Genomic DNA, 25,639 nt, shown 5'->3' on the forward strand with positions numbered 1-25,639 from the left:
GCCCGTTCTTGACAATGGTGCAACATCTGAGTTTTAACCGACTTGAGATTTTCGCCACAAAACCTATGGTTTGAGGGGTTTCCAGCTTGCACTGTCGCATTATCTACCTCTCCCGCGTTCCAGATTATTCCTATTTACCGATGATTTCATATTCTTTTCATTTTTACAGTAAACTTAACAAAAAGGAGATAGAGTCACCGCAATGAATACCGCCGCCTTCCCCAACGAGACTCCTTGGTCTCAAATGGTTTGCCACCTCCCAGACACGGCTACCGACACAGAAATTATCGCTGTTAAGCACTTAGCAGTAAACTACCGCACGGTAGAGGCACTCAGAGATATCAATCTTTCCGTCAAACCGGGAAGGCTGACGGGTATTATTGGCCCCAACGGTGCTGGCAAAAGCACGCTGATCAAAGCAATGTTGGGCTTAATTCCCGCAGATCGCGGCACTGTTACCTGTGGCGAAGAAGCGATCGCCGATCGACTCGAAACCGTAGCCTACGTGCCGCAGCGATCGCAAATTGACTGGAACTATCCCGCCACCGTTTGGGATGTCGTGATGATGGGAAGAGTCAGAAAAGCCGGATGGTTTCGTCGCTTCTCGGCAGCTAGCCGCCGCACCGCTGCCGATGCCTTAGAAAGAGTAGGCATGAGTGCTTACAAAGACAGACCGATCGGACAACTTTCCGGGGGACAGCAACAGCGAGTATTTCTAGCTAGAGCATTAGCCCAAGAAGCCGCTATTTTCTGCTTTGACGAGCCGTTTGTCGGCGTTGACCAAAAAACTCAAAATATCATTTTCGACATCTTCCACCAGCTAGCAAATGCCGGAAAAACCGTCTTAGTAGTCAACCACGACTTAGGGGAATCAATCACCAATTTTGACGATTTAATTTTGCTAAATACAGAATTGATTGCCGCTGGTCCCCGCCAAGAAGTGCTAACGCAAGAAAACCTTTACCGCGCCTACGGCGGACAAGTAATGTTCTTTGCCGGACAAGCAGCTTAATTAGGCAGCAGTCAATCGATTTTAGATTTTAGATTTTAGATTTTAGATTGACCCCACGGATAAATGCGGGGGCTTGAGGATTTTTGATTTTCGATTTGGGATTGATTCCACGGATAAATCCGGGGGCTTGTACCACCTTTGAAATTCTTGGTCCTTAATCTAGGAGTTACACTCTTGAATCCGGTTTTTTTGATAATCTTGAATTGGGCAACGATAAATCTCCGATCAAACTCACATCTTGCACGATTCTCAAGAACAGGCAAGATGCCTGTTCCACAAAGAGTAAATTTTCTTGTGGAACAGGCATCTTGCCTGTTCCTAAAAAGCTTATTGAGAATGGTGCAACATCTCAGATCAAACCGGGTTGCTTTGGTTGTTAGTCATTAGTTAACTGTGATTTGATAATTTTATGATACAAACCTTAATTGAGCCGTTGCAGTACGGATTCATGCAGCGATCGCTCGTAATTGCCATTCTCGTCGGCATCGTCTGCGCGATCGTCGGCAGCTACCTAATGGTACAGCGGCTGGCCTTGCTCGGAGACGCCATCAGCCACTCGGTTTTGCCCGGATTGGCGATCGCATTTATCCTCGGAGCAAATATCTTTATCGGCGCCTTCATTGCCGGAGTTTTGAGTACAGTAATCATAGCTTGGATCAAAGCTCGATCGACAATCAAAGAAGACGCCGCCATGGGCATCGTATTTTCGGCATTCTTCGCCCTGGGCATCACCCTAATTACGATCGTCCAAAAAGACAACAAAATCGACCTCAACCACTTTCTTTTCGGCAATATCCTCGGCGTTACTGCTGAAGATGCGATCGACACAGCCTTCATTGTCGCCCTAGTCTTATTAGTTGTAGTATTCTTTTACAAAGAACTGCTATTTTACACATTCGATCCATTAGGAGCGCAAGCAACAGGTTTGCCAGTAAACCTGCTCAACTTCGGACTGATGGTACTCATCGCCCTCACAATAGTTGCCAGCCTCAAAGCCGTTGGCGTAGTGCTAGTCTTGTCCCTATTAATTACACCTGCAAGTACCGCCTATCTCCTAGTCACTCGCCTGCACCAAGTAATGATTTTAGGCGCAATAATCGGAGTTATTTCCAGCATTAGCGGAATGTATCTCAGCTACTTCTATAACTTACCATCCGGACCCGCAATAGTTTTAGTTGCATCGGGGTTATTTGTGCTATCCTTGCTGTTCAGTCCCACTCAAGGAATCCTCACCCAGCCCCGCACAAACTCCGGTCAAATTCCTCCAATATGGCGGGAATTAAAAAATTTAACTAAAGGCCGATAACTACTAACTTTGTAGTAACTCACATCTTGCACCATTCTCAAGAACAGGCAAGATGCCTGTTCCACAAGAAAATTCACTCTTTGTGGAACAGGCATCTTGCCTGTTCATAAAAGGCTTATTGAGAATGGTGCAACATCTCAGTAGTAACGCTTCAGCGCCGCCCATCCCATTGTTAATAAGAATCTGCGTTAATCCCCGTGGATGTGCGGTTCAAAAAAGCCTCTAGAATTAATCCGCGTAACTGCGAATCGCCGGCTGCATCCAGATTTGGTAAAAAGGTTTTTTTTAGGATTGCGAGAAAGCAAAAATGGGATGATACCGAATCGGGCGATCGCAACTGCGAACTATTGCTCAAAACAACTGTACAATAACAAAAGTTAAATTTTCACGCAAACAGAGCTACTCAGTTAAAAAACATGACAGTCAAAGTAGGAGACACCGCCCCCGATTTTACCTTACCATCTCAAACTGGCACATCAGTCAGCCTCAAAGATTTTAAAGATAAAAAAAACGTCATAGTCTACTTTTACCCCAAAGACAACACACCCGGATGCACAACCCAAGCTTGCGCTTTTCGAGATAGTTACGAAGTCTTCAAAGACGCAGGTGCAGAAGTCATAGGAATTAGCGAAGATTCGCAACAATCGCACCAACAATTTGCAGCCAAATATCAGCTACCCTTTACACTGCTGAGCGATACTGGCAACAAAGTGCGGCAATTATACGGAGTTCCAGCTACCCTGTGGATTATGCCCGGTAGAGTAACTTATGTCATTGACAAACAAGGCGTTGTCAAGCATATTTTTGACTCCATGTTAGACTTTAAAGCACACGTTGCAGAAGCACTCAAAACTTTAGAAACCATCAAAAGTTAGATGGATTTTCTTCAATATATTGTTTGTAGTGAGGACGAAAGTCCTCCTTGTCTAAAAAACCAAGAAGAACCTAAATTCCTGACTGCGAACTAAGGGTTTGTAGTGAAAACGGAAGTTCTGATACCAATTTTTTATGAGGCTGCATAGAATCCGATCACCCTGGCGCCCCCCAAGGCATCGGGGGGGACAAGATTCCGATCAAAGTCCCCCTTCTTAAGGGGGATGCGAGGGGGATCGAGATATGTGCAACTTCACATTAAATTGGTATGAGACTAGAGATTTTCCCCTACCCAACTTTTAAAAGCTTGAATAGCGCTGGTTCTGCCCGCAACTTGACTCTGCTGGGTGTACTGATTCACCAGTTCGACAATCGGGATATTGGGGAAAGTGGGACTCACATCAGACTCAATATATTGTTTGGCTTGCAAGACGTTGATTTGTAGCCCTGGCCGTGCGTATCGCCAAAGTTCCGGCACTCCTAGAATTTGATAATTATCCAACTGCGTGCGAGAGGTGAGATCAATTTCTATAGCTAAGTCTGGGGGCGGATCAACACTCATATCGAGGCGATTTTTACCGATAACGGCTGCTTGATTTTGAATGTAAAAACAGGTATCCGGTTCGACAGCCTGACTCATGCGTTCATTTTTCAAGGTTGTCGAACCCAAGGACTCAAATGCTATTTGTCCTGCTTCCAACAAAATTTTTACCATGTCGCCAATAATTTCCTTGGCTTTTTCATGTTCGGGCAAAGGAACCATAATTTCTAACCGTCCGTTACTATAGGAAAGTCGAGAAGCACGACGTTCTCCTAATTCCGCCAAAATACTTTCAAATTGTTGCCAGTTCACATCCTCAACCAGTAATTGCTGACCCGGTTGAATCTTCAATTGTCTTAACTCCAATAACATAATTGTTCCTCCATTTTCTCTAGGAAATATCAGCAACGTCCTTACTACGAACCATTATCTAAAAAAACCAAGAAAGGACTAAAGTCCTTACTACGAACCAGGAGTTTGTAGTGAGGACTTTAGTCCTTTTTTGCTAAGGGCTTGCAGCCATTAACTATTAGCAGTCAGCAATTATCTAGCTTTTCGCAACACTCGATTTTTCAGATGCAGCGCTTTCGGCAGTTTTGCCATTTTTGCTATTACCGTTACCGTTGCTGTGGCGGGGTTGGATAACTCCATAGCCACCGTGAGTCTTTCGTTCGTAGAGTACGTTAATTTCGCCTGTTTCGGCATTACGAAACATATAGAAATCGTGATCGATAATCTGCAATTGTTCCAAAGCTTGTTGCACAGTCATTGGAGGCATAGCAAAATACTTAGTCCGTACCACCTCAGCAGGAAGTTCGGGAGTTCGATCGCCAATCAGATCCGCTGCTACAGGATGTTCCTCAACTACCGTAACCGTTTTGGCACTACTCTGGGTCTTATTGTCGTGGCGTTTTTCCTTAAATTTCCGCAGTTGACGAGCTATCTTGTCGGCAACCAAATCGATGCTGGCATAGAGGCTTTCCGTGCTTTCCTCAGCCCGAATCACGCTGCCGTTAGCATAAATTGTCACCTCAGCAGTCTGCTTAGGATTGATCCTGGGGTTACGAGCCACCGATAGATGTATGTCCACTTCCGTCGTCAAATTTTGAAAATGGCTAACTGCCTTTTCAACCTTTTGATTGACGTACTCGCGAATCGCATCGGTGATTTCTATATTCTTACCCTGGATAACAAGCTTCATAGAGCTCCCTCCCTTCTGTAACGTGGGTCTAGTTTATACACTAGCACTATGTATTCTCGAAAACACTTATCTTCCAAATCTTTTTTTATATGTTGACAATTCTTGATTTAAACTGCGCCAATATTCCGTAAAAACACTATTGATTTTTTGCATGATTTCCCCTCTAATCCCTCAACAGCTAAATGCACAACCCTGCTTGCTCTTCGATTGGGGACAAGTGCCCTACTCCCAAGCTTGGGAAATCCAGCAAAAACTCGTGCAAGAACGCCGCGACAACCCTGATTTGCCAGATGTCCTGATTTTGCTGGAACATCCGCCGGTTTACACTTTGGGAATGGGAGCAAAGCTGGAATTTCTGAAATTTGACCCGGGTCAGACTGGGCCGGAACTGCACCGAGTTGAGCGGGGCGGCGAGGTGACTTACCACTGTCCGGGCCAATTGGTGGGCTATCCGATTTTAAATTTGCGCCGTCACCAACAAGATTTGCACTGGTATTTGCGGCAGTTGGAGGAAGTGCTGCTGGGGGTGCTGGAAGTTTGCGGGTTGAAGGGTTCGCGGGTTCCCGGTATGACTGGGGTTTGGGTGGATGGGTGCAAGGTAGGCGCGATCGGCATTAAAGTCAGCCGCTGGATTACGATGCACGGTTTTGCTTTAAATGTTTGTCCGGATCTCGCAGGTTTTGGGCAAATTGTACCTTGCGGGATTCCCGATCGACCTGTTGGGAGTTTAGAGCAGTTTATCCCCGGAATTGAGGTCGATCGAGTGCGATCGATCCTTGTCGCTGAGTTTGCTCGCGTTTTTGCAGTGGAAATTGTGCGATCGAATGTGTAGGGTGCGTCGCTGTCAACCTTACGACTAACGATCGCAGTCGGTTTTTTAAGTGCGATCGGAATTTTCCTCCTCATACACCATTAAATCTCCCGGTTGGCAGTTTAGTGCTTTGCACAGAGCATCAAGAGTTGTTTCATCAATTCTTGTTAGCCGGCGGCGGGTTTTGATTTTAGAAACAGATGTTGGGTGCATCCCAACTCTAGCCGCCAATTCTTTATTACTGATATTGCGATCGGCCATCACAACTGCCAATTTCCAACGGATCACTGCGGGTGCTCAACTACTAGCCAGGACTTTGCAAGGTGATGTTAGCATCCTGCAACCTTCACTAACACTTGTTTTGCCGTATCGGCAATATTTTTTGTCGTATCGCTTGACTTGCAGCAGCGAATGAACTATGCTGAGGATGTACAAACGGAAAAGCGATCGCCCCTGGGCCTGGAAAACTTAAGGGCGATCGCTATCCAACTATTGTGTAGTTAAAACTCATGATATCACAGCCAAAGTCAGTTCCCGAACTCCTGCGCGAAGAAATTCCCGACGCACCCATCGGAAAGCAACCGATCCGATTGTTGATTTGCGGGATTCCCAAAGGAGTAGAAAGCATCATCAATCTGCTGCACGTTTTGGGTTTTGCAGAAGTTGGTGAATGGAGCCCGCCTTTACCGTCCCCGATCGCAGGTGAAGTAATGCGGATTTTAACCCGTTACTGGAAATAATAATTTTTCAGGGCGATCGCCCTTTCTTGAGTGAAGGGCGATCGCTCTTAACTCCTCGCCGGGAAGTCCCCCGCTATAACTGTACCCAGTTTAGCGGCGGGATGAAAGGCAGGGAGATTGTAGGTACGGAACTCTCCAAATCTTTATCTTTGTAGCTGTTTTACTGGAATGTGTATTACAGTAAGGAGGCAATGAGATGCTGCATACTGCCATCAAGGTTCGACTTTATCCAACATTAGAGCAACAAGCCGTACTGTCTCAGCACTTTGGCTGTGCCAGATGGTGGTGGAACTATGCTCTAAATAAGTCAATTGAGACTTATAAAGAAACGGGTAAAAGCCTTGGTCAGTCAGCACTCAATGCCTTTTTACCAAAACTCAAGAAAGCCGAAGAAACACTTTGGTTGTCTGAATGTTACAGCCAAGTTTTGCAATCAACAACGCTCAACCTCACAACTGCCTATAAAAACTTTTTTGCAGGTCGTGCTAGGTTCCCGCGCTACAAGTCAAAGCATGATAAGCAATCGATTCAGTATCCTCAAAATATCAAGGTACTTGATGGGTTTGTTCAGTTTCCGGGCAAAGTCGGCAAAGTTAAAGCCAAGTTGCACAGGAACATAGAAGGAACAATCAAAACCGTAACGGTTAGTTTAAATCCTTCTGGGAAATACTTTGCCTCAATATTGATGGAGAGTGAAGGCGACAATCCGACGGTTTCAACGGTCGGCAAAGTAATTGGAATTGACTTGGGATTGACTCATTTTGCTATTACGAGCAATGGCTGCAAAGTCTCTAAGTATGATAACCCTAAGCATCTAGCCAAACACGAGAAAAACCTCAAACGCAAGCAGCAAAAGCTAGCTAAAAAACAGAAAGGAAGTAATTCAAGGAACAAAGCCAAAAAGACGGTAGCTAAAGTGTACGAACGGGTAACTAAATCCCGTCAGGATTTTCTACATAAGCTTTCGAGAATGCTCGTCAATGAAAACCAAGTTGTCGTAGTAGAGAATCTTAATGTCAAAGGCATGGTACGCAATCACAATTTAGCTAAAGCCATATCTGATGTGGGATGGGGGATTTTTGTCAATTTCTTAGCTTACAAGCTAGAGAGAAAAGGTGGCAAATTGGTTGAAATTGACCGCTGGTTCCCCAGCTCCAAGCTCTGCTCTAATTGCTATTATCAGATTGATAAGTTACCGCTTGATATTAGGGAGTGGACTTGTCCTAATTGCGGTACTCGTCACGACCGCGATGGTAACGCCGCAACAAATATTAGAGCGGAGGGCATCAGGATACTACAGACGGATGGAACAGCCGTTTCTGCTAACGGAGGGGAAGTAAGACCAAAGATTGGACGCAAGTCCGTTCTGAGGCATTCCTCCGTGATGTTAGAAGCCCACACTATAATCGCTTCGATTTAGTGTGGGTAGTTCACATTATCATAAAATTGGGTTCACCGGTCTGTACTTACTGACTCAATAATTGAGAGTAATTGGTTGTATAATGCGCGATCGCGGGCTTCTCTAACCTCAGACAGAAGCAAGACCGATGCAGAAATACGTCCTCAGAGTTTTGCGATCGCCCCTAGCGTCAGGTAAGATTCTTGTTAATTATTGCGCTCCGCTCTGGAGAAAAAATTTATGGCAGATATGTCCGGTCAAGACCCCTCGGAAATTAAAATGGCGACGGTTGATGAAGAACAAAAAGGCGCAACGTTTAGCGGTACGGTCATCCTTGCTATCGATTCCGAGGAGGGTGGGGAAGTCGTTTTCTTCAGAGACTTTTTGATTGAACATTATAAAGGCGAACTTAGCGCTTATCTGGCAACAGATGGCAATATAACGAAAGGCATTGATTTAGGCGCACTTAAGCATAAGAGCGGCAGCTTTAAGCTGCCGATTCCGCTGGGAACCGATACATCACCCTACAATACAGTCGTGCTGCGCGACGAAAAAAGCAAGAAAAAAGTTGTGACGATCGAGCTGTAAAATTTGCAATTTAGCTCGTAGTTGGGCCAAATTCGTTAGCGCAGCCCTCGAAGAGGATCGCCCTTTTTTTCCTGAAGAGCGATCGCTCTTAAATTAAGGTGCGTCACTTTCGATCGAACAATCCAGTTGTAAAGTGATGCACCCTAATTTTTAAAATGGAATCGGATCGTAATCGGGATTGTCAGCTTCGTTAGACGAACCCGACGGGCGATCGGACGGAGAATTTGAAGACTGAGGCGAGTTCCAATCCGAACTAGACGTGCGGTTAGCGCCGCCTGGAGGGCTGTTAGAACTGCGGTTCCGCGAGCCTAAAGGCACTACATTGCTCGGCACATTAGCCGGCGCGCTGTCGCGAATTTGAGCCTGTTCGGGGGCGGTTCTAGCTGGGGCTGCAGCACTCATTGCATCGGCACCGACACTGTAAATCCTTTGGGCTGTCAGTTCAGCGCGCTTTTCTTTAATACCATCTCTTTCGATCGTATTCATGCTCAGCCGCCCCTCAATAATCACGCGATCGCCCTCGTGATATTTCTCGTGAATTTCTTGAGCAAAATTTCCCCATCCTATCACTTTCAAATGTTCGGGCGGATCTTCAGGTTTTGGACCTGGAAACTGCACCAGCATCTCAGCGATTTGAAGTTGATTGTCAGGAGTATAACGGAGTTGCGGTTGTTGAATTATTTCCGCCATCAAAATGCAGCTATTCATCTGTTATCTGTGCGTAATTGGGAATTGGGAATTGGGAATTGGCGAAACAGGGAATTGGCGAAACAGGGAATTCGGGATTGGGAATTCGGGATTGGGAATTGGGCATGAACTTTCAAGTAAAAAGGTAAAACTTAAAATAACGCATTTTATTTTTTTACTTTTGCATTACCAATTCCCCATTACCAATGCCCAATGCCCAATTCCCGATTACCCATTACCAAATTTATCTTGCCGAACCGCCGCCTCAGTTTGGCTGACAAAATCGTGAACCAGGCTACGGTACTCCTTCAAAGTTTCAGATACCCAATCTCGGTCCTCACTGTTGGCGAAGATATGAACGGTCGGTTCGCTCGCATCGGGCAAGACTAATACCCAATTGTCGTCGCTGTAGTTAAAAATCTTCACTCCATCTACTAATTCTAAACGATCGGGCGAATGAGTTTCTACTAAATGTCGCATCAGCGAACCCTTGATAGTCCAAGGACAGCGGACGCTGTAACTGCGGTGGGTGACGCGGGGTAGTTCGGCTTTGATCTGTCCGAGCGATCGCTCCTGAATCGTCATCATTTCTATCACTTTAGCAATGCAGAACATCGCGTCAAATCCGGGATGCAATTGCGGAAAAATAAAACCCATAAGGCCGCTGCCGCCCAAAACCACATTCGGGTTCCTGTTAGCGGCTTCCATCAAAGCAGTTGGGTTCGCCTTAGTGCGGATTACCTTGCTTTGATAGCGACGGGCGATCGCCTCCACCGCAGAAGACGCATGCACCGGCACTACTACTGTACCTTTGGGATGAGAAGTCAGCATCAAATTTACCATCAACGCCGTCAGCATTTCCCCGCGAATCGCTATCCCAGACTCATCTACCAAAATGAGCTGTTCGCCGTTAGCCGACACCTGCACTCCAAAATTAGCGCTGAGTGCTTTCACCACCCGGCCGAGTTGGTCAAGCAAATATTCCCGTTCCCCGTTGCTTAGAGAAGTCTGCTTGAGACTGGCATTAAGCACCACCGCATCGCAGCCGAACTTGGCGAGCATTTGTGGCAGAATTGCTCCGGAAACTGCGTAAACGTAATCGATTACCACCTTAGTATTGCTGTAGCGTATTGCCTCAACATTCATCTGCCGCTCAAAAATGCGGTTGTAAACGTCGAGAGCTTGGTTAAAGTACGTCATCTCTCCAATTTCCGGAATTAGAGCCCGCCGCAAATCTTCCTTAAAATAAGCCCCCTCGATTTTTTTCTCAGCCCCTTTAGTAATATTAATGCCTTTGATATCGAAGAATTCAATTAAAATGTGGTCCGACCGATCGGGCGAAATGCGAACGTGAATGCCGCCAGCAATCGACAGCGTAGACGAAACCGTGCGCGCGATCGGAATCGCCGTCGATTCCAAATTGACCACATTAATTCCCACCGACATCAAACCCGCAATCAAAGACCTCGAAACCATCCGCGAAATGCTCCGCTGGTCGCGAGAAACCGATACCGAAGTCCCGGGTTTCAAAGTCGAGCCGTAAGCCGCGCCCAATTTCACCGCGAATTCCGGGGTAACATCCACATTTGCCAGTCCTTGAACGCCACGCTGACCGAACAAATTCCGCCTAGCTTGTTCTCCCCAAATTAAATTTTGATTTAACAGAGCGCCGGATTCAATATTTTTGCTCGGCCAGACGCGCACGCTTGGCCCGACTTGCGCTTCTTCTCCCACGATCGACATCGAACCGACGATCGCCCCTTCCAATACATGAGCGCGCCTGTCTACGCGGCTGCTGCGGCAAATCACGCAGGCCCTAAGGTGAGCATCTTCGCCGACAATTGCTCCGTTCCAGACGATGGGACGTTTGAGGTTGGCATCGGCCCCGACTGTCACGTTATCTCCGAGCACCGTACCGGCATCGATTTTAACTCGGGATCCAATCCGACAATTGTTGCCGATCATTGCCGGTACTTCGATGATCGCGCTATCGTCAATAAAAGTATTCTGACCTACCCAAAGTCCCGGTCGAACTTGGTTGTAGTAGTTCAAATCCAGTTTGACCTTTCCCCGCAGCGCGTCGTACTGAGATTCCCGGTAAACATCAAGCTGGCCGACATCGCACCAGTAACCCTCGGCGATGTAACCGTACATCGGCTCGTTTTTTTCCAGCAGCAAGGGAAACAAGTCTTTCGAGAAGTCGCACTCTTTATGTGCAGGCAGGTAGTCCAATACCGAGGGTTCTAAAATGTAGGTGCCGGTATTGACGGTATCGGAGAAAATTTCGCTGCTAGAAGGCTTTTCCAGAAAGCGGCTGATGCGGTAATCTTCCTCGGTAATCACCACCCCGAATTCCATCGGATTGGGAACGCGAGTTAAAATTAACGTGGCTTTGGATTGCTTGCTGCGGTGAAATTTCAGAGCTCCCGTCAAGTCGAAGTCTGTGATGCTATCGCCGCTGATGACCAGAAAAGTTCGATCGAGCAATTCAGCAATATTTTTGACGCAACCAGCCGTACCCAGCGGTTGGTCTTCCTCCACAGCGTAAGTCATTTGAACGCCAAACTCTGCCCCGTCAGTAAAATATTCGCGCATGACATCGGGAAGGTAGTGCAGCGTAGCAATAATTTCCGTAATCTGATGCCTTTTTAGCAAATTGATAATGTGTTCTGCGATCGGGCGATTGAGAATCGGCACCATCGGTTTGGGCAAATCGCACGTCAGAGGTCTGAGCCTCGTTCCTGACCCCCCAGCCATCAGCACTGCACGCATAAAATCCTCCTTGCTTAAAAAGCACTCCTGATTCTTTTTAACTAGAACGAAAATCTAAAATTTTTGGGTCAGCCGTCAGCTATCAGCTCTTAATTAATTATTATCCGCGAGTCTCAGTAATCTTGGGAGGCAAGTTTAACCCTGGGTAGCGAGCGCTACCGATAACAATTCTTCAAAATTGCTTTCGGTCTGAGAAATGATAGATTAAGACTAGCGCTTTGGCTCGCTCACTCTTAATCCAACTTAATGTGGCAAAGGGTCGCCCGTCATAACGTTTCCTTTGACGGGTGGGGAATTACCAGCAAACAAATGCTTCATCATGATTTTCATAATAAGAGATAATAAGAGCGTTGACATAATGCGTTAAGTGATTTACGGTTTTTGTATGATCCTAACTTACCAGTACCGAATCAACCCCACTCCTGACCAAATTTCCTGATGGACAATTGGTTAGAGTTGTGGCTACGGCATTGGAATTATGCTTTGGGGCAGCGACTAGATTGGTTGCATCGGACAAGATGCCAGATTGACGGCTGCTCAACGCTCTCAGAGCCAATTGCTCAAATTCCTACTCTGGTAAATTATTACACTCAGCAAACAGCCCTCAAGGAAAAAAAAATTTCCTGATTACAAAAATATTTATTCTCAAGTTCAACAAATCAATCTTCAACGATTAGATAAAACTTGGTGGCGTTGGCAAGCACCTGACCAAAATGGAAAACGTGCTCGTAGACCACTATTCAAAAAGAAGGGTGAGTTGCGTTCATTTGGGTTTTCCCTCCTTCCATCACCCAAAAGCTGGTTGTTTTTTATCAGCTTCGACACTCCCAATTCCGAGAATTGGAGAAATACCCTAATTGTACATCCTCCCATTCTAGATGGATTCACCCTCAAAACAGCAACTCTTGTTAAGAAAGCAGATGGTTGGTATACTGGCATAAGCACGGAAAATCGGACAGTACCAACTCCTATGACCGTAGATACAATTAAAACAGCGGTTGGGATTGACGTAGGTTTAGAGAAATTCTTAGGCGACAGCAGACGGCGAAATTGTCCTGATTCAACAAACCTATAGAAAAGCTCAACATCATTTAGTCAGACAGCAAAGGAAACTAGCCCATAAACAAAAAGGTTCTGCTAATTATAAAAAGCAAGCCAACCGAGTTGCTATAATTAATCAAGGAATTCAGAGACAGCGCCAAGATTTTCCCTATAAAACAGCACATAAACTGGTGAGGAAATATGACTTAATAGCAGTTGAAGACTTAAATATTCAAGGACTTGCTTGTACTCCTTGGGGAAAATCAATCTTAGATGCAGCATGGGCAAGTTTCATGACAATAGTGGAAGCAGTGGCGGTAAAACGCGGCATTCACTTGGTGAAAGTTAATCCTAATAATACATCACAAGATTGCTCAGGATGTGGAGTTAAAGTCAGAAAAGATTTATCACTCAGATGGGATTCATACCGTGATTGCTATACTGAGTTAGAGCGAGATATTAATGCAGCCATTAATATTTTGAAGAGAGCGATCGCAGATTTTAAAACGGTGGGACTCATCGTTTCTGCTTGTGGAGGCGATAGCCATAGGCCGCTGTTGAAGCAAGAAGCAAAGGAAATTTTAACTGGTTTTCAGTTAACACTTTTCTGAGAAGCCCTCGAAGCCAGCGTTTCGCTAGGGCGGGGGAGAACGTCACTCAGTCGTTTAGGGGGTTATTTGATGGAAACGTTAATTGGATTGGTGTTGCTAGTCGCTTACGGCGGCGGTATTTGGAAATTTTGGAACGGTTTCGATCGCACTAACTTCGACAGAAGTTTTGCAAATCGCCTGAAGCTGTCCCTGCTCTGGCCCGCGTTAATTTTTAATAAGCCTTACCGCAAAAACTTTACAAAAGCTCTTAAAGCTTCTAAAAGGTAATTGAAGAATGTCTAAAAAGTCCGATCGCCCAGCCGCGGGTCAGGAGCAGACTTGGTTTGCTAAAGGAAAATCAGATAGCTGGCAAGTTTTACTGTCGCAAGTTGCTTCTCGGTTCGATCGCGAATACCGAGGAGAAGCATTCGCTTTACCCGAAGAAGTCGAAGCAATGCCGATTTTCCTAGAATCAGTCGCAGGAACTCTCCAAGAAAAAACAGTTTCTCCCTTCTGGAAAATTGCCAAACCTCAAAAAAATCAGCGCTGTTTAGACATTGGCTGCGGAGTCAGCTTTCTCATCTACCCTTGGCGGGATTGGGAAGCATATTTTTACGGTCAAGAAATCAGCAGCGCAGCGCGAGACGCCTTAAACGCTCGCGGCCCTCAGCTCAATTCTAAGCTGTTCAAAGGCGTAGAATGGGCCCCCGCTCACCAGTTAAATTACGAAGAGGCTCAGTTCGATTTATGCCTCGCTACAGGCTTTAGCTGTTACTATCCCCTAGACTATTGGAGTATTGTCATGGGAGAAGTAAAGCGGGTACTAAAACCGGGCGGTCATTTTGTTTTTGATGTCCTCAATCCCAATTCTCCTCTAGCAGAAGATTGGGCAATTTTAGAAACCTATCGAGCCGGGGAAGTATTTTTAGAGGCAATAGAAGATTGGGAAAAAATGATAAAAGCTGCGGGCGCTAAGGTAGTAAAAAAGCAAAGCGGAGACTTATTTCAAATGTATAAAGTTCAATACAATTGAACTTTTAAGGGAAATTGGAAATTGGGAATTGGGGATTGGTTATTTCATAATTGCTCCTTCTTCGTTCTTCCTTTAACATCAGAAGGAACCCTTGATAATTAATCCGTGCGTCCGTGTCAAAATCCGTGTCGTGCCTTCCTTTTTCCTTCGGCTATATTACCCCTTACCGATTCCCAATTCCGAATCCCCAATTAATTTGGGGTAACTGCGGGAAAAGGCGTAGGCGTAGGTGACGGCGACGGTTCGGGAGCCGGAGCAGGCGCAGGTTCAGGGGACACCGACGGCGACGGGGCAGGAGTAGGTTCAGGGGACACCGACGGCGACGGGGCAGGAGTAGGTTCAGGGGACACCGACGGCGACGGGGCAGGAGCAGGTGCAGGCGCAGGCGACGGCGACGGGGCAAAAGCAGGTTCAGGGGACACCGACGGCGACGGTGTGGAGGTTGGTTTCGGCGCAGGCGCAGGCGACGGCGACGGTGTGGGGGCGGGGGCAGGCGCAGGTGCAGGCGCAGGTGCAGGTGCAGACGACCGCGACGGTGGGGCGGGCGCAGGTGCAGGCGCAGGCAACGGTGTGGGGGCTGGTTTTGGCTCACTGGGGACGGTGCGTGGGGCTAGAGGAGCTCCGCCACAGATTTTCGGATCGTATTTAAACTCGACCTCTACTTGATAAAGCTTGTGCGTGCTAGCTGGTGGAAATGTTTGAGATTCAATACCAGCTATAGCTGCCTTGTCAAGAATCGGATAACCCGTCGCCATAATAATTTTAGGGGCGGCCCGGAGCGACCCTTGGGGTTGGACAACAGCTCCCAATAGTGCTCTTCCTTCGAGTTTGTCCGAGCAAGCTGCTTCCGGATAAGCAACATTATTCACGGAAAAAGTCTGCCCCGCCGGGAGCAAGTCAGGATAAGCCAAGCGGAAGTTGTCAAACAAGGCAAGATATTCATATCGAATCTTCTTGGCAATTGTTTCTGGATTGCCCCCTAAGTTTGACTCCGGTTGTCCCGGAGCGGGATTTCTCTTCTTCGGATCGAATGATTGGCTAGGCCCTATTCCTGGACCAGTTGCTATCATTGGATTCTTTAGCTGAAGAGATTTGCCTGGTAAATTTAGTGCTCCATTGACTCCAGAATTCGTTTCACCTCTTGGGTACTGAGGGGTAGCGATATCATTTGGATTTGAAAGCCCGCCTATTCTGCGTTGAGCTATGATTTCTGAGAGTTTTTCCGGGTTATATGGATCCTCTCCGCCTAGAGGAAACACGGGCAGTTCCGTCAGCGGCTGCGATTGTGGCGGTGGCGGTGGCGGGATATTGGGACCCAAATTAACAGATTGCTGCTCCGGTGGCTGTTGCGGGATGACAGTCGGTTGTTTCTGCGGGGGCGTTTTGAGAATTGGGGAAGGAGTTTTCGGAGGTGGCGGGGCTGTTGGGGCGGGAGAGGGCGGGAGAGGGGGATAAGACAAAGGGAAAGGGAATCCAGGAGGGGGCATTCCCGGCGGTAGGGCGGGCAAGTTGATAGTTGGAGGTGCGGGGGGCAAGGGCGGGGCTAACTTTGGCGAGGTCCGAAGGGGAACTGGTGCGATCAAAAACGGCTTATTGGACGGGCGCGGTGGTATGGTTTGTGGCAGACGGCCGGCCTCTGCGGGAGTTAGTTCTACCAAGCCGACAGAACCAGGGATATTTTTTGAGGAATTTCCACCACCATAAATTATGTTTGAGATCGTCGGGGCCGTTGCTCCGAAGACTCCGTGAAGGCTGACAGAAGCTAGGGCTGCCCACCAAAAAGGCTGGCGCAGCGGTTCGGAAAGGGTGTTGGCTAGGGAGGAAGAGTCAGTCATGACTATGGGGAATGGGGAATTGGTAATTGGTAATTGGGAATTGCTAATTGCGAATTGGGAATTGGAAGTTAATAGTTATTAATTGATATTTTTTTATTTTGAGCGAGTTAAAAAGTTGCGGTTGGGAAATCAAAGGTATGATTTTAGCACGGTGGGTATCGAAATAGCCCGATCGACTTTTATTTAGATTCCGAACCCCTCAACTCAAGCACTCAAGTCCAGAAACCGGGTTTCTTGACGGATTCAACCTGAGAACCGAGATTTTTCCTCGCTGTTGTAGCACCGCCCATAGGGTTAGGACGTTAGTTAATTGCTGAAAGCATTTTTTTATTGCCGAATGCCTTTGGCTTTTTCCCAAATGCCCTCTGTTATACCCCGTTTCTCAATTATTGTTGACAATCGTGTTCGGGGCGTCAACCGGGCCGGACTGGGGCGAACGAAAAAACAGACAAGCCGCTGCCATACCGTCTTTTTCCGGGTTCTGGGACCCTACTAATTTATTACACACGATCGCTCGAACGGATCGATCGGCGTTTCCAATTCGGTTACGAGTTCAAAAAACTCAAAACCGACCGAGTGGCTGCGCGTTGTAGGCACCGGCTGTGGCGGCAATCTCAAAACTCCGTTGATTCACCAGCGATAGCGGTAATTTTTAAAAGGAGCTCCCTCGACGGTGAGCAAGTCCATGGGATAAATAGGAGCCCCGCTTGCCATATATTGAAACATTTCCCGAACTTCCTCTCCCCGTAGAGACAACTGGTCTAATTCCTTGAGAGAATACCAGCCAGCGCACAAAGTATGCTCATCCGGCTTGCTCTTGGGCGGCGTCTTATCTTCTGGACGAGCCACAAAAATGACTCGGAGGCGCACATTGCCCCTAGGCATGACTGTGTGCTCTACCCTGAGAATTCCCTCAATGATGACGGAAATGCCCGCTTCCTCGACGGTATTACGCATAGCAGCATCCAGCAAAGTCTCCCCTTTTTCCACTCGCCCTGCTGGGAGATACCACTGCTGCTCGTACTTGCGCTCTTGTACCAGTAGAAAACGGTCTTCTAAGTGAACCACAACTAGGGTAAAATACCATGTTTGAATCGGCTCGCGAGCCATAGAAGTAGATATTCCCTAAGCAAAAAGTTTAACGAGTGGCAGATGTTAGTAATCCAAAGGATGCTTGGGCAAGCGTCTTTGAACTTGAAAAATAGATCGTAGCACTCCGGCCGCAAAATCTAAAATCTCAAATCTAAAACCTAAAATTGACAATGCCATTACCCACCGTGATTTTACCCGGATATTTTGCTGCTGCTTCCGACTATCGCGAATTAGAAAAATCTCTGGTCGATCGAGGTTTCCCAACAGTAACAGTGCCTCTGGGCAAGGGAGATTGGTTGCCGACTTTTGGCGGGCGGTCGATGGTGCCAATTTTGCGACAGCTCGATCGCACGGTCAAACAAATGTTACAGCAATACGGCGTTCCCCAGATCAATCTCATCGGTCATTCCGCCGGCGGCTGGATTTCTCGCATCTATTTGGGCGAAAAGCCTTACACGATTCACGGCGACGTGCTTGAGGACGCGGGTTTGTGGGAAGCTCACCCCTGTGTGAATACTTTAATCACTTTAGGCACGCCGCACGTCTCTCAAGAGCGCTGGACTCGCAAAAATCTAGATTTTGTCAAAATTCACTATCCGGGGGCTTTTCACCCGCAGGTGCGCTACGTGTGCGCTGCTGGGAAGGCTGTTTTTGGCAAGCGGGGTTTAGGGACTTGGCTGGCTTATCAAAGTTACGAGTTGACTGTGGGGAAGGGCGAAACTTGGGGAGATGGAATTACGCCGGTGGAAGCTGCTGTTTTGGACGGGGCCGAAAATTTGGTGTTGGAGGGAGTTTGGCATTCGCCTCGTTCTCCGGGGAAGTGGTACGGTTCGCCGGAGGTTTTGCCGGCTTGGATTGGGTATTTGTGTTAGAAACGAATCGCTTTGAGGTTGTCTGCCAAGTTTGCCGGCACCTCGTATATGAAAGGGAACCTCAATAATGAAACGGCTTCTGGAGGCAATCAAAGAACTCCACTAAATCCTGTATCGATGACAAATTCGATCGGTAGAGTTGAGCCGTTGGGCAGCATTCATGTCAACGTGACGGTTGCGTGTCTATCCATTACAATGCCGGAAATCACTTGTAGATACGCTGCATTACCCCACCGAATGATACAGCTACATTATATCCCATGCGACGGCCGCAGAGACGGAAATGTGGATGTTTTTTACTGAGGTTGCGGGCTGCTTTTAACCGAGTTTCATCAACTTTGTAATCTCCTGATTCAAAGTGGATGATGACCATCTTGCCGAGGTTTTCGTCTGTCTCCACTTGTTGACGGATGCTGTTTTTGTACAACTGTATTTCACGCCGTGCTACTTCTTCACGACTTAAAAGGATGGTTTACATAGTTTAACTTTCCATCGCTCCGCTACTTTCTAGAAACTCGTTTATGATATCTTACGGGTAAATAGGGTGGACATTGCTAGCCCTGTCAAGTTTTGTACGTTGCTTAGAAAGACGAAAGTCACCCTAGGGGATAGCTTTTAGTGGGCGATCGCACTCCGTAGAATCATCACACTATTTGGTATTTGCGGTGAGGGGCGAGACCCTTCGCTCTTCAATAGTATCTGTGCGATCGGTCAAGATACAGGTATTGGTGAGCGGCTTTAAGGTAAACTAGAATTGCTCCAAGTTTCTGGAGTCGGGCTAGGAAACAATGAAACTGATCTCGCCTATTGGATGTGATGGCATATTGCTTCACCCAATGCCCGCTGAGTTTAAAAATACTATCGAAAACATAGACAAAGATGGTTAATCTGATTCAGGAGCGTGCTACTAAAGAGCAACTTGAAGAAATGTTAGAAAACCTTAGGAGTTATATTAAAGTAGCAGTGGATATCGAACGGGGAGTTTTGGCAGGTGGTGGAGAACATCACGCTGATTGCGAAGCTGTGTTGCTCGAACATGGCAGCAAGTCGGTAGATATTTGGCGAGCAGATTGGTATCCACTTAAACAAGATGTAGGCTATGAATTTTTAACCAATATCAGCCCCCGTCAGAACAATCGTTCGATGGAAAGTCAAGATCGGAGTATTATAGAACAAGTTGCTCAGATTGTTGAACAGTTATTAGGAGGATTATGAAAGAATGGTATACTTTAAAGTAACGCTATTTGCGAGGCTAGATACCGATTTTTCGGGGAAGTTTAGCATCGAATTTAGCACGAACTAAATCTCGATATCAAAATGCAGCTAATGGCGAAATAATTGAAAATCTGCTGCAAGAAAGTAAGCTGTTTATTGAATGGACTGCTCAAGATGCAGAAATAGAAATAGCTGCTGAGTTAGTTGAATGGCAGATTCAGTAGCTATTTTTGGCAATTCCTTTGACGGCGTAAAACGATTTCTTTAAGCGGCAATTTACAACCGCTGTTGTGGAAGATTACCAGTTAAAATTATTGGTCTATGACGCAGAAGAAGAGGTTATAGCTTTATGGAAAAAATAGAAAAATATCGGGATTGTATCAAACAAATTCTCACGAAATATGCTGCATACAAGCCTTCTTAGGAATGAGAATTAAATAACTTCCACAAGTTTGTGGGATGGGCGTCCCGCCCGTCCTTTTTGACCGGGCGGGACGCCCATCCCACAATAACAATTAAAATTGTAAGTTATTTAATTCGCGATCCTTATGGAGAAGTAGAGGTGCAAGTTGTTTTTGACACAGAACACAATCATTATCAAGTTGTTCGAGTGGGTTGGGATAACAAAAAGCGAGTTTACGGCTGTCCTATACATCTCGATATTAAGGATGGCAAAATCTGGATTCAGCAGAATGGAACAGAAATCGATTTAGGGCAAGAGCTGGTTAATATAGGTGTGCCGCAGTCGGACATTGTGGTTGGGTTTCATCCACCTTATATGCGTCAGTTCACAGAATTTGCAGTGAGTTAAAACTAACGTTGATGCTTTTGGTTGCAGACATCGATCGCCCTTTATGTGTTATGGGGCGATCGCCACTCGTAGAATCATCGCAGTGTTTGGTATTTGGTGCGAGGGGCGATCGCTTTTTTTTTCACTCAAGCATCGGTTTCCGTCTAATCCTGGCCTTATCATAGTAGAAATAAAATAAGATTGTGAACGGTCAACAAATGGCACAAATTACTACGACTGAATTACCCCAAACCCTCCAGACTCTATTTATAGAGGTCGAACGTACTAAAACCCCCCTCACCATCATCCATGAAGGGAAACCATTAGTGATTATCTATCCTGCCACTACCCAAACCCCACGCCCCGGGTTTGGCACAATGAAAGGAAGCGGTGAAATATTAGGAGATTTAATTGCTCCTGTCGCCGAACTGTGGGAAGTTTTAGAATGAAACTTTTACTGGATACCCACATTTAGCTAGCGATCGCACTAGACTGTTGCTTGAACAAGCATATCCTCTACCTGCCTAATTTGCTTCCAATCAATTACTGCAACCCAAAGACTTTCCTCTTGGGAATATTGCACCATACCATCGACTTCTAACTCTTCGTCATACAATGCTAGCAATTGACCATCTTCCAACTTAATATTTTGGCGACTCAAATCTTCAATCGTACCAACGCAATTTAGGCGAAGGCGACCTTGTTCATCCGCATTATGAAAATCTGCAAAGATTCTGGGATATTTCATATTTTTGCTCAACTCAGGATGATTATTGTGGTGGATTAGGAATCGTTGGTGTCAGCAGAAGACTTGCTTTTTCTGGTGTTAAGCCAGTTAATGTTGCATGATTTGGACTTCGGCCAGAAGTACGGATGACATCTCCATCGGACGATCGAACCTCGCTAACTGTCGTCACACCAACTTGTCCATGAGGGATTGTCACTGTTAACTCTGCTACAGATAATCCTACTGCACATTTTACAGAAATTCCTGTGATGCCGCTGGGGTGAGTTGCCGTGCTGCGTTTAATATCTTCTGGGCGATTACGACCGCCACAAACTACTAATGCCTCGTTTGGAATTCTTTCCACAAGTGTAGGCTGTTTGATTTAACTACGCGCTATACTTTAGCAGAAGTCTTTGTCCATAGGGCGATCGATCTTTTGTTTAACTCAAGCATCGCTATCCGTACAATCATCGGATTGTTTGGTATTTGCTGTGAAGGGATCTCGCACTCCCTTGGACAAGCCTTACGAGAGGGCGATCTCGCACGCGAGGCTTGATTTGGTGAGTCAACAACCTGAATTGCACTCACACACCTCAATTAATGCCAGTATAATTATAATTGTTTGTCATCAGGGCTTTATGTCAGCAAAGGATAAATTTCATGATGTTGTGAAGATTGCCTTGCAAAAGGATGGTTGGCAGATTACAGATGACCCACTTTCCATCAGTGTGGGTGGAGTTGATATGTTAATCGATCTGGGGGCGGAACGTCTGCTGGCAGCCGAACGGCAGGGCGAGAAAATTGCTGTAGAAATCAAGAGCTTTTTGAATACTTCAGCGATAACAGATTTTCATTTAGCGGTTGGACAATTTATCAACTACCGTACAGCACTCAAGTTTAAAGACCCCCAACGTCAGCTATTTTTGGCAATTCCTTTGACGGCGTATAACGATTTCTTCAAGCTGGAATTTACAACCGCTGTTGTGGAAGATTACCAGTTAAAATTATTGGTTTATGACGTAGAAGAAGAGGTGATAGCTTTATGGAAAAAATAGAAAAATATCGGGATTGTATCAAACAACTTCTCACGAAATATGCTGCATACAAGCCTTCTTATGGAGAAGTGGATGTGCAAGTTGTTTTTGACACAGAACACAATCATTATCAAGTTGTTCGAGTGGGTTGGGATAACAAACAGCGAGTTTACGGTTGTCCTATCCATCTCGATATTAAGGATGGCAAAATCTGGATTCAGCAGAATGGAACAGAAATCGATTTAGGGCAAGAGCTGGTTAATATAGGTGTGCCGAAGTCGGACATTGTGGTTGGGTTTCATCCACCTTATATGCGTCAGTTCACAGAATTTGCAGTGAGTTAAAACTAACGTTGATGCTTTTGGTTGCAGACATCGATCGCTCTTTATGTGTTATGGGGCGATCGCTAAACACCAAAGTCACACTAAACGCCGATGAAGGTTGGGTTTTGTCCTTCAACCCAACCTACAAGCTTATGGGCGATCGCCCTTTTTTTGCTGGGGCGATTACCTAGTGGATAGCTACGCTTCACGCCCTGTGTGCAACCATCGGCTTTTGAAATGGTGGAAATGGATAAAATTGTAAGTGGAAAAAGAGGTTGGGTAACACGAGGGTTAATAGAATATGCTTGGTGGGGCGATCGCCCGTCAGAACCAGCTATAGGATCAAGTATTGACAAAGCAGTTAACTTGTATAATAGAGTTATTAGGATGATGATGAGAGATTAAAATTCTTTAAAAGAACGCTTGCTGATTGCTCAGGCTTAGATATCAACAATCAAAAATTCTTACGGTAAAAAAATGATCCAAATTACCACGACTGAATTACCCCAAACCCTCCAGACTCTATTTATAGAGGTCGAACGTACTAAAACCCCCCTCACCATCATCCATGAAGGGAAACCATTAGTGATTATCTATCCTGCCACTACCCAAACCCCACGCCCCGCGTTTGGCACAATGAAAGGAAGCGGTGAAATATTAGGAGATTTAATTGCTCCTGTCGCCGAACTGTGGGAAGTTTTAGAATGAAACTTTTACTCGATACCCACATTTGGCTTTGGTATTTACTCGGCGATCAACGCCTATCGCTCCAACTTCAAACGGCGATCGCCGATCCTAATACTGAACTTTGGCTCAGTCCAATTAGCATTTGGGAGACGCTCATCCTTGCAGAAAAAGGAAGGATATCTTTACAGCCCGATCCGGTTACATGGGTTAACTTAGCTTTAAAAACTCTGGAAACTCGTGAAGCCCAAATGAATCACTCCATTGCCATTTTAAGTCGCGAGATTGCACTACCCCATCAAGACCCCGGAGACCGATTTATTGCGGCCACAGCTATTTATTATGGGTTAATATTAGCTACAGTTGATGCCAACCTTACAGGTAATTCGGTGCTACAAACACTCAGTTAGGAATTCTATATTTCTGTGGGCGAGATCCCTTTTTTTGCTGGGGCGATTCCCTACTGGATAGCTATGCTTCACGCCCTCTGTGCAATCATCGGCTTTTGAAATGGTGGAAAGGGATAAAATTGTAAGTGGAAAAAGAGGTTGGGTGACACCAGCGTCAACCCAACCTACAAAAAAAGGGTGAGCGCACTAATGGAGAGCAGCAATCACACTTATTCCTTTTATACTAGGCGGACATATTCACGTAGTTGGGAACGTAGACCTTGAGTAATCATTGGAAAATTATTGATTTCTTGAATGATAGAACTCTCAGATCTGCCACTCTCCTTAAGCTCCTTAACTACAGCCTTTGCTAGAGTCTCAACCCCAACCTTTGCAATCATGCTTGAAACCCCTGCAATCAAGGTGAGAGCAACTGCGCCACCAATCATGCCAAAAGGACCACCTAAAAAAGCTAACGAAGTTGTAATTGCTACGGCTCCTGCATAAGAAGAGGTGGCAACAAGACCAACTAAGACTAAACCAGCAACTCCTAGACCAGCTAACTTATTGACTATCTCATCCATCATAATTAAGTCCTGAGCTAAACTTCAGATTAATTAGACTTTCAAAGTCAAACTGAACTAACTATTTTTTTCCTTTACCTCCAAAAAGTTTATATATTCCGTATCCAACAGCAGCCGCCGCCGCAACAGGTGCAGCAGCAACTATGGCAGTACCAGCGATCGCACCTCCCCCGACAACGCCACCGATACCAGCAAGGGTACCCATAATTGCAGCACCAGAAGCACCGCCAGCTACGGTTGCAAGACCAGCACCAGCCACACCAGCAACAGCCCCAATGTTTGTAGCTCTTCTTGCAGCTTCACGAGCATCACGCTCTTCCTTAGACAAGTCCGGTTGATCTTTGAACAAAGTTTCATTCATTATTTTTGCCCCAAGATAAGCTGGCCCCGCTGCTAATACCCCAGGAGCAGCGGCCATACCACCACCAACCACACCACCTGCTGCGGCTAGGCCTGAAGTAATTCCTGCTCCTGAAGTTGCTGCAACAGTCAACCCTGTAGCACCACTGACAGCCGCGCCTAGCGCAGCACCAGTTTCTGCAACCGCTTTGACTGTTTTGACTGTATTTCCATCCATGCCCGTAGTTTTTCCTACAACATTTTCTACAACTTCTTCACCTGCTTTACTGGCAAACTCTTCCCAATTCATAAATCAATTTATCCTTTTAATACTTGTTCAATTATCCTTAATAAATTCAAGGTTTGTCTAGCCCAATAATGTTCTATTTTGCCGCCAATTCTCCCTCGCTTTCACTTTAAATTTAATCTAAGTTTGTACAACAATGTACGAAAGTGTACGAAAATGTTGGCAGTTGTGAGCTACAATACACAAAACTCTCGCATCTCCCTGCCAGATGAATCTTAAAGAAATGTTAAATGTCGCCGATCGCATAGTTTTCGAGAAAACAGGTCAGCACCTTGACGATTTACAAGCAGCGGTAGTGCGGGGAACTCTACAACGCGAGACATACAAAGAAATAGCGAAAGACTTTGACTGTTCTGAAAGTCGCATCAGGGAAATCGGATCGGAATTATGGCAGATACTTTCAGAGGAGTTAGGGGAAGATGTTAATAAAACAAATTTTAGATCGGCAATGGAGAGGTTAGAAGTTTCAATATATTCAAACGTTGCACAAGAAGAATCGGTACAAATTAACAGCGTTAACATCTGTGGAGAAGCTAGATACCCGCCAAATATACCAAACTCAAACCCACCAAATCAAGAAACATCTAACTCAAAACCAACTAAAACTCTATATCAAGATTTAAGCGAAATGCCAGATTTGGGTGATTTCTTCGATCGCACCCTCGAACTCCACACCCTCACAACCTGGATTCTACAACAACACTGCCGCCTCATCACCCTCACCGGCATCAGCGGTATCGGCAAAACCACCCTAGCAGTGCAACTCGTACAACAAATTAAAGACGAGTTTGAGTACGCAGTTTGGTACACACTAGACGAATTCCCCACCATAGAAAAATTTCAATCTAACCTAA

33 protein-coding genes and 1 pseudogene are annotated in these 25,639 nt (G+C 46.0%); 22 read left to right on the forward strand and 12 right to left on the reverse strand.

All coding sequences use genetic code 11. The features are described from left to right. Positions 1–202 precede the first annotated feature (202 nt). From ACUVJL_RS27270 to ACUVJL_RS27280, 3 genes are all read left to right on the forward strand, one after another. Positions 203–1,012, forward strand: a complete 810-nt coding sequence (locus ACUVJL_RS27270; protein WP_445248708.1) for a metal ABC transporter ATP-binding protein — start codon at positions 203–205, stop codon at positions 1,010–1,012. A gap of 409 nt (positions 1,013–1,421) precedes the next feature. Continuing rightward, positions 1,422–2,318, forward strand: a complete 897-nt coding sequence (locus ACUVJL_RS27275) for a metal ABC transporter permease (protein WP_445248709.1) — start codon at positions 1,422–1,424, stop codon at positions 2,316–2,318. Between the two features lie 416 nt (positions 2,319–2,734). Then, a complete protein-coding gene (locus ACUVJL_RS27280; RefSeq protein WP_445248710.1) occupies positions 2,735–3,193 on the forward strand; it encodes a peroxiredoxin in 459 nt (152 codons plus the stop codon). Positions 3,194–3,465: 272 nt separating this feature from the next. Here ACUVJL_RS27280 and ACUVJL_RS27285 read toward each other — a convergent pair whose 3' ends face one another. Together ACUVJL_RS27285 and hpf are read right to left on the reverse strand one after the other, a co-directional pair. Next, positions 3,466–4,104, reverse strand: a complete 639-nt coding sequence (locus tag ACUVJL_RS27285) for a Uma2 family endonuclease (protein ID WP_445248711.1) — start codon at positions 4,102–4,104, stop codon at positions 3,466–3,468. A 175-nt stretch (positions 4,105–4,279) separates the two neighbouring features. Further along, the gene (gene hpf / locus ACUVJL_RS27290) at positions 4,280–4,933 is read right to left on the reverse strand and encodes a ribosome hibernation-promoting factor, HPF/YfiA family (protein WP_445248712.1); all 654 of its coding nucleotides are present in this window, start codon (positions 4,931–4,933) and stop codon (positions 4,280–4,282) included. A gap of 151 nt (positions 4,934–5,084) precedes the next feature. Here hpf and lipB point away from each other — a divergent pair, with 151 nt between their 5' ends. Beyond that, positions 5,085–5,765, forward strand: coding sequence for a lipoyl(octanoyl) transferase LipB (gene lipB / locus ACUVJL_RS27295; protein ID WP_445248713.1), 681 nt, complete (start codon positions 5,085–5,087; stop codon positions 5,763–5,765). 45 nt (positions 5,766–5,810) lie between these two features. Here the strand turns inward: lipB and ACUVJL_RS27300 are convergent, their stop codons facing one another. Further along, positions 5,811–6,032 (reverse strand): helix-turn-helix domain-containing protein, encoded by a 222-nt coding sequence (locus ACUVJL_RS27300; protein WP_332984474.1) that lies wholly within the window; start codon positions 6,030–6,032, stop codon positions 5,811–5,813. Between the two features lie 221 nt (positions 6,033–6,253). Between ACUVJL_RS27300 and ACUVJL_RS27305 the strand changes: the two genes are divergently transcribed. The 3 genes from ACUVJL_RS27305 to ACUVJL_RS27315 all read left to right on the forward strand — a co-directional run bounded on the left by ACUVJL_RS27305 (position 6,254) and on the right by ACUVJL_RS27315 (position 8,471). Next, a complete protein-coding gene (locus tag ACUVJL_RS27305; RefSeq protein ID WP_445248714.1) occupies positions 6,254–6,484 on the forward strand; it encodes a hypothetical protein in 231 nt (76 codons plus the stop codon). A 196-nt stretch (positions 6,485–6,680) separates the two neighbouring features. Continuing rightward, the gene (locus ACUVJL_RS27310) at positions 6,681–7,904 is read left to right on the forward strand and encodes an RNA-guided endonuclease InsQ/TnpB family protein (protein ID WP_445248715.1); all 1,224 of its coding nucleotides are present in this window, start codon (positions 6,681–6,683) and stop codon (positions 7,902–7,904) included. Positions 7,905–8,123: 219 nt separating this feature from the next. Continuing rightward, positions 8,124–8,471 carry a hypothetical protein gene (locus ACUVJL_RS27315; protein ID WP_445248716.1) on the forward strand — a complete coding sequence of 116 codons (348 nt, stop codon included), beginning with the start codon at positions 8,124–8,126 and terminating at the stop codon, positions 8,469–8,471. A gap of 150 nt (positions 8,472–8,621) precedes the next feature. On the opposite strand, the gene ACUVJL_RS27320 is transcribed toward ACUVJL_RS27315, so the two are convergent. Together ACUVJL_RS27320 and ACUVJL_RS27325 are read right to left on the reverse strand one after the other, a co-directional pair. Further along, positions 8,622–9,179 carry a single-stranded DNA-binding protein gene (locus ACUVJL_RS27320; RefSeq protein WP_445248717.1) on the reverse strand — a complete coding sequence of 186 codons (558 nt, stop codon included), beginning with the start codon at positions 9,177–9,179 and terminating at the stop codon, positions 8,622–8,624. Positions 9,180–9,386: 207 nt separating this feature from the next. Further along, on the reverse strand, positions 9,387–11,930 hold the full coding sequence (locus ACUVJL_RS27325) for a sugar phosphate nucleotidyltransferase (protein ID WP_445248718.1): 2,544 nt from the start codon (positions 11,928–11,930) through the stop codon (positions 9,387–9,389). Positions 11,931–12,368: 438 nt separating this feature from the next. On the opposite strand from ACUVJL_RS27325, the gene ACUVJL_RS27330 reads away from it, so the two are divergent. The 5 genes from ACUVJL_RS27330 (at position 12,369) to ACUVJL_RS27350 (ending at position 14,594) form a co-directional block, all read left to right on the forward strand. Next, complete coding sequence (locus tag ACUVJL_RS27330; protein ID WP_445248719.1) at positions 12,369–12,557, forward strand: hypothetical protein; 189 nt, start codon at positions 12,369–12,371, stop codon at positions 12,555–12,557. Between the two features lie 175 nt (positions 12,558–12,732). Next, positions 12,733–13,005, forward strand: coding sequence for a hypothetical protein (locus ACUVJL_RS27335; RefSeq protein WP_445248720.1), 273 nt, complete (start codon positions 12,733–12,735; stop codon positions 13,003–13,005). Beyond that, complete coding sequence (locus ACUVJL_RS27340; RefSeq protein ID WP_445248737.1) at positions 12,989–13,582, forward strand: RNA-guided endonuclease InsQ/TnpB family protein; 594 nt, start codon at positions 12,989–12,991, stop codon at positions 13,580–13,582. Before ACUVJL_RS27335 ends, ACUVJL_RS27340 begins: the two co-directional genes overlap by 17 nt. 69 nt (positions 13,583–13,651) lie before the next feature. Further along, positions 13,652–13,849, forward strand: a complete 198-nt coding sequence (locus ACUVJL_RS27345; RefSeq protein ID WP_445248721.1) for a hypothetical protein — start codon at positions 13,652–13,654, stop codon at positions 13,847–13,849. A 7-nt stretch (positions 13,850–13,856) separates the two neighbouring features. After that, a complete protein-coding gene (locus tag ACUVJL_RS27350; protein ID WP_445248722.1) occupies positions 13,857–14,594 on the forward strand; it encodes a class I SAM-dependent methyltransferase in 738 nt (245 codons plus the stop codon). 191 nt (positions 14,595–14,785) lie between these two features. Here the strand turns inward: ACUVJL_RS27350 and ACUVJL_RS27355 are convergent, their stop codons facing one another. Together ACUVJL_RS27355 and ACUVJL_RS27360 are read right to left on the reverse strand one after the other, a co-directional pair. Further along, a complete protein-coding gene (locus tag ACUVJL_RS27355; protein WP_445248723.1) occupies positions 14,786–16,429 on the reverse strand; it encodes an energy transducer TonB in 1,644 nt (547 codons plus the stop codon). A gap of 630 nt (positions 16,430–17,059) precedes the next feature. Beyond that, positions 17,060–17,539 (reverse strand): NUDIX domain-containing protein, encoded by a 480-nt coding sequence (locus tag ACUVJL_RS27360; protein WP_333123512.1) that lies wholly within the window; start codon positions 17,537–17,539, stop codon positions 17,060–17,062. A gap of 152 nt (positions 17,540–17,691) precedes the next feature. On the opposite strand from ACUVJL_RS27360, the gene ACUVJL_RS27365 reads away from it, so the two are divergent. After that, on the forward strand, positions 17,692–18,393 hold the full coding sequence (locus ACUVJL_RS27365) for an esterase/lipase family protein (protein ID WP_445248724.1): 702 nt from the start codon (positions 17,692–17,694) through the stop codon (positions 18,391–18,393). Between the two features lie 205 nt (positions 18,394–18,598). Here the strand turns inward: ACUVJL_RS27365 and ACUVJL_RS27370 are convergent, their stop codons facing one another. After that, complete coding sequence (locus ACUVJL_RS27370) at positions 18,599–18,820, reverse strand: hypothetical protein (protein WP_445248725.1); 222 nt, start codon at positions 18,818–18,820, stop codon at positions 18,599–18,601. Positions 18,821–19,272: 452 nt separating this feature from the next. Between ACUVJL_RS27370 and ACUVJL_RS27375 the strand changes: the two genes are divergently transcribed. The 3 genes from ACUVJL_RS27375 to ACUVJL_RS27385 all read left to right on the forward strand — a co-directional run bounded on the left by ACUVJL_RS27375 (position 19,273) and on the right by ACUVJL_RS27385 (position 20,847). Then, positions 19,273–19,608: a DUF5674 family protein gene (locus ACUVJL_RS27375; protein WP_445248726.1), complete on the forward strand. Its 336-nt coding sequence runs from the start codon at positions 19,273–19,275 to the stop codon at positions 19,606–19,608. 454 nt (positions 19,609–20,062) lie between these two features. Continuing rightward, on the forward strand, positions 20,063–20,419 hold the full coding sequence (locus ACUVJL_RS27380; RefSeq protein ID WP_445248727.1) for a XisI protein: 357 nt from the start codon (positions 20,063–20,065) through the stop codon (positions 20,417–20,419). A 182-nt stretch (positions 20,420–20,601) separates the two neighbouring features. After that, positions 20,602–20,847, forward strand: coding sequence for a type II toxin-antitoxin system Phd/YefM family antitoxin (locus ACUVJL_RS27385; protein ID WP_445248728.1), 246 nt, complete (start codon positions 20,602–20,604; stop codon positions 20,845–20,847). A gap of 38 nt (positions 20,848–20,885) precedes the next feature. Here the strand turns inward: ACUVJL_RS27385 and ACUVJL_RS27390 are convergent, their stop codons facing one another. Further along, entirely contained in the window at positions 20,886–21,146 is a 261-nt protein-coding gene (locus ACUVJL_RS27390) for a hypothetical protein (protein ID WP_445248729.1), read from the reverse strand. Positions 21,147–21,168: 22 nt separating this feature from the next. Continuing rightward, entirely contained in the window at positions 21,169–21,489 is a 321-nt protein-coding gene (locus ACUVJL_RS27395) for a flavoredoxin (protein ID WP_445248730.1), read from the reverse strand. 274 nt (positions 21,490–21,763) lie between these two features. Between ACUVJL_RS27395 and ACUVJL_RS27400 the strand changes: the two genes are divergently transcribed. The 5 genes from ACUVJL_RS27400 (at position 21,764) to ACUVJL_RS27420 (ending at position 23,576) form a co-directional block, all read left to right on the forward strand. After that, positions 21,764–22,180: a XisH family protein gene (locus tag ACUVJL_RS27400; protein WP_445248731.1), complete on the forward strand. Its 417-nt coding sequence runs from the start codon at positions 21,764–21,766 to the stop codon at positions 22,178–22,180. After that, positions 22,168–22,503, forward strand: coding sequence for a XisI protein (locus ACUVJL_RS27405; protein ID WP_445248732.1), 336 nt, complete (start codon positions 22,168–22,170; stop codon positions 22,501–22,503). The genes ACUVJL_RS27400 and ACUVJL_RS27405 overlap by 13 nt, the downstream gene beginning before the upstream one ends. Positions 22,504–22,514: 11 nt before the next feature. After that, entirely contained in the window at positions 22,515–22,673 is a 159-nt protein-coding gene (locus ACUVJL_RS27410; RefSeq protein ID WP_445248733.1) for a hypothetical protein, read from the forward strand. Positions 22,674–22,959: 286 nt separating this feature from the next. Then, positions 22,960–23,190, forward strand: a complete 231-nt coding sequence (locus ACUVJL_RS27415; RefSeq protein WP_445248734.1) for a type II toxin-antitoxin system Phd/YefM family antitoxin — start codon at positions 22,960–22,962, stop codon at positions 23,188–23,190. Next, on the forward strand, positions 23,187–23,576 hold the full coding sequence (locus ACUVJL_RS27420; RefSeq protein WP_333053938.1) for a PIN domain-containing protein: 390 nt from the start codon (positions 23,187–23,189) through the stop codon (positions 23,574–23,576). The genes ACUVJL_RS27415 and ACUVJL_RS27420 overlap by 4 nt, the downstream gene beginning before the upstream one ends. Positions 23,577–23,794: 218 nt before the next feature. On the opposite strand, the gene ACUVJL_RS27425 is transcribed toward ACUVJL_RS27420, so the two are convergent. Both ACUVJL_RS27425 and ACUVJL_RS27430 read right to left on the reverse strand, forming a co-directional pair. Continuing rightward, positions 23,795–24,142 carry a hypothetical protein gene (locus ACUVJL_RS27425; protein ID WP_445248735.1) on the reverse strand — a complete coding sequence of 116 codons (348 nt, stop codon included), beginning with the start codon at positions 24,140–24,142 and terminating at the stop codon, positions 23,795–23,797. 58 nt (positions 24,143–24,200) lie between these two features. After that, entirely contained in the window at positions 24,201–24,788 is a 588-nt protein-coding gene (locus ACUVJL_RS27430; RefSeq protein WP_445248736.1) for an RNA polymerase subunit sigma-24, read from the reverse strand. A 205-nt stretch (positions 24,789–24,993) separates the two neighbouring features. On the opposite strand from ACUVJL_RS27430, the pseudogene ACUVJL_RS27435 reads away from it, so the two are divergent. Next, a pseudogene (locus ACUVJL_RS27435) lies at positions 24,994–25,639 on the forward strand (ATPase); the annotation flags it as partial.

Origin of the sequence: Microcoleus sp. OTE_8_concoct_300 (assembly GCF_031383065.1) — a bacterium.
Lineage (GTDB): Bacteria > Cyanobacteriota > Cyanobacteriia > Cyanobacteriales > Microcoleaceae > Microcoleus.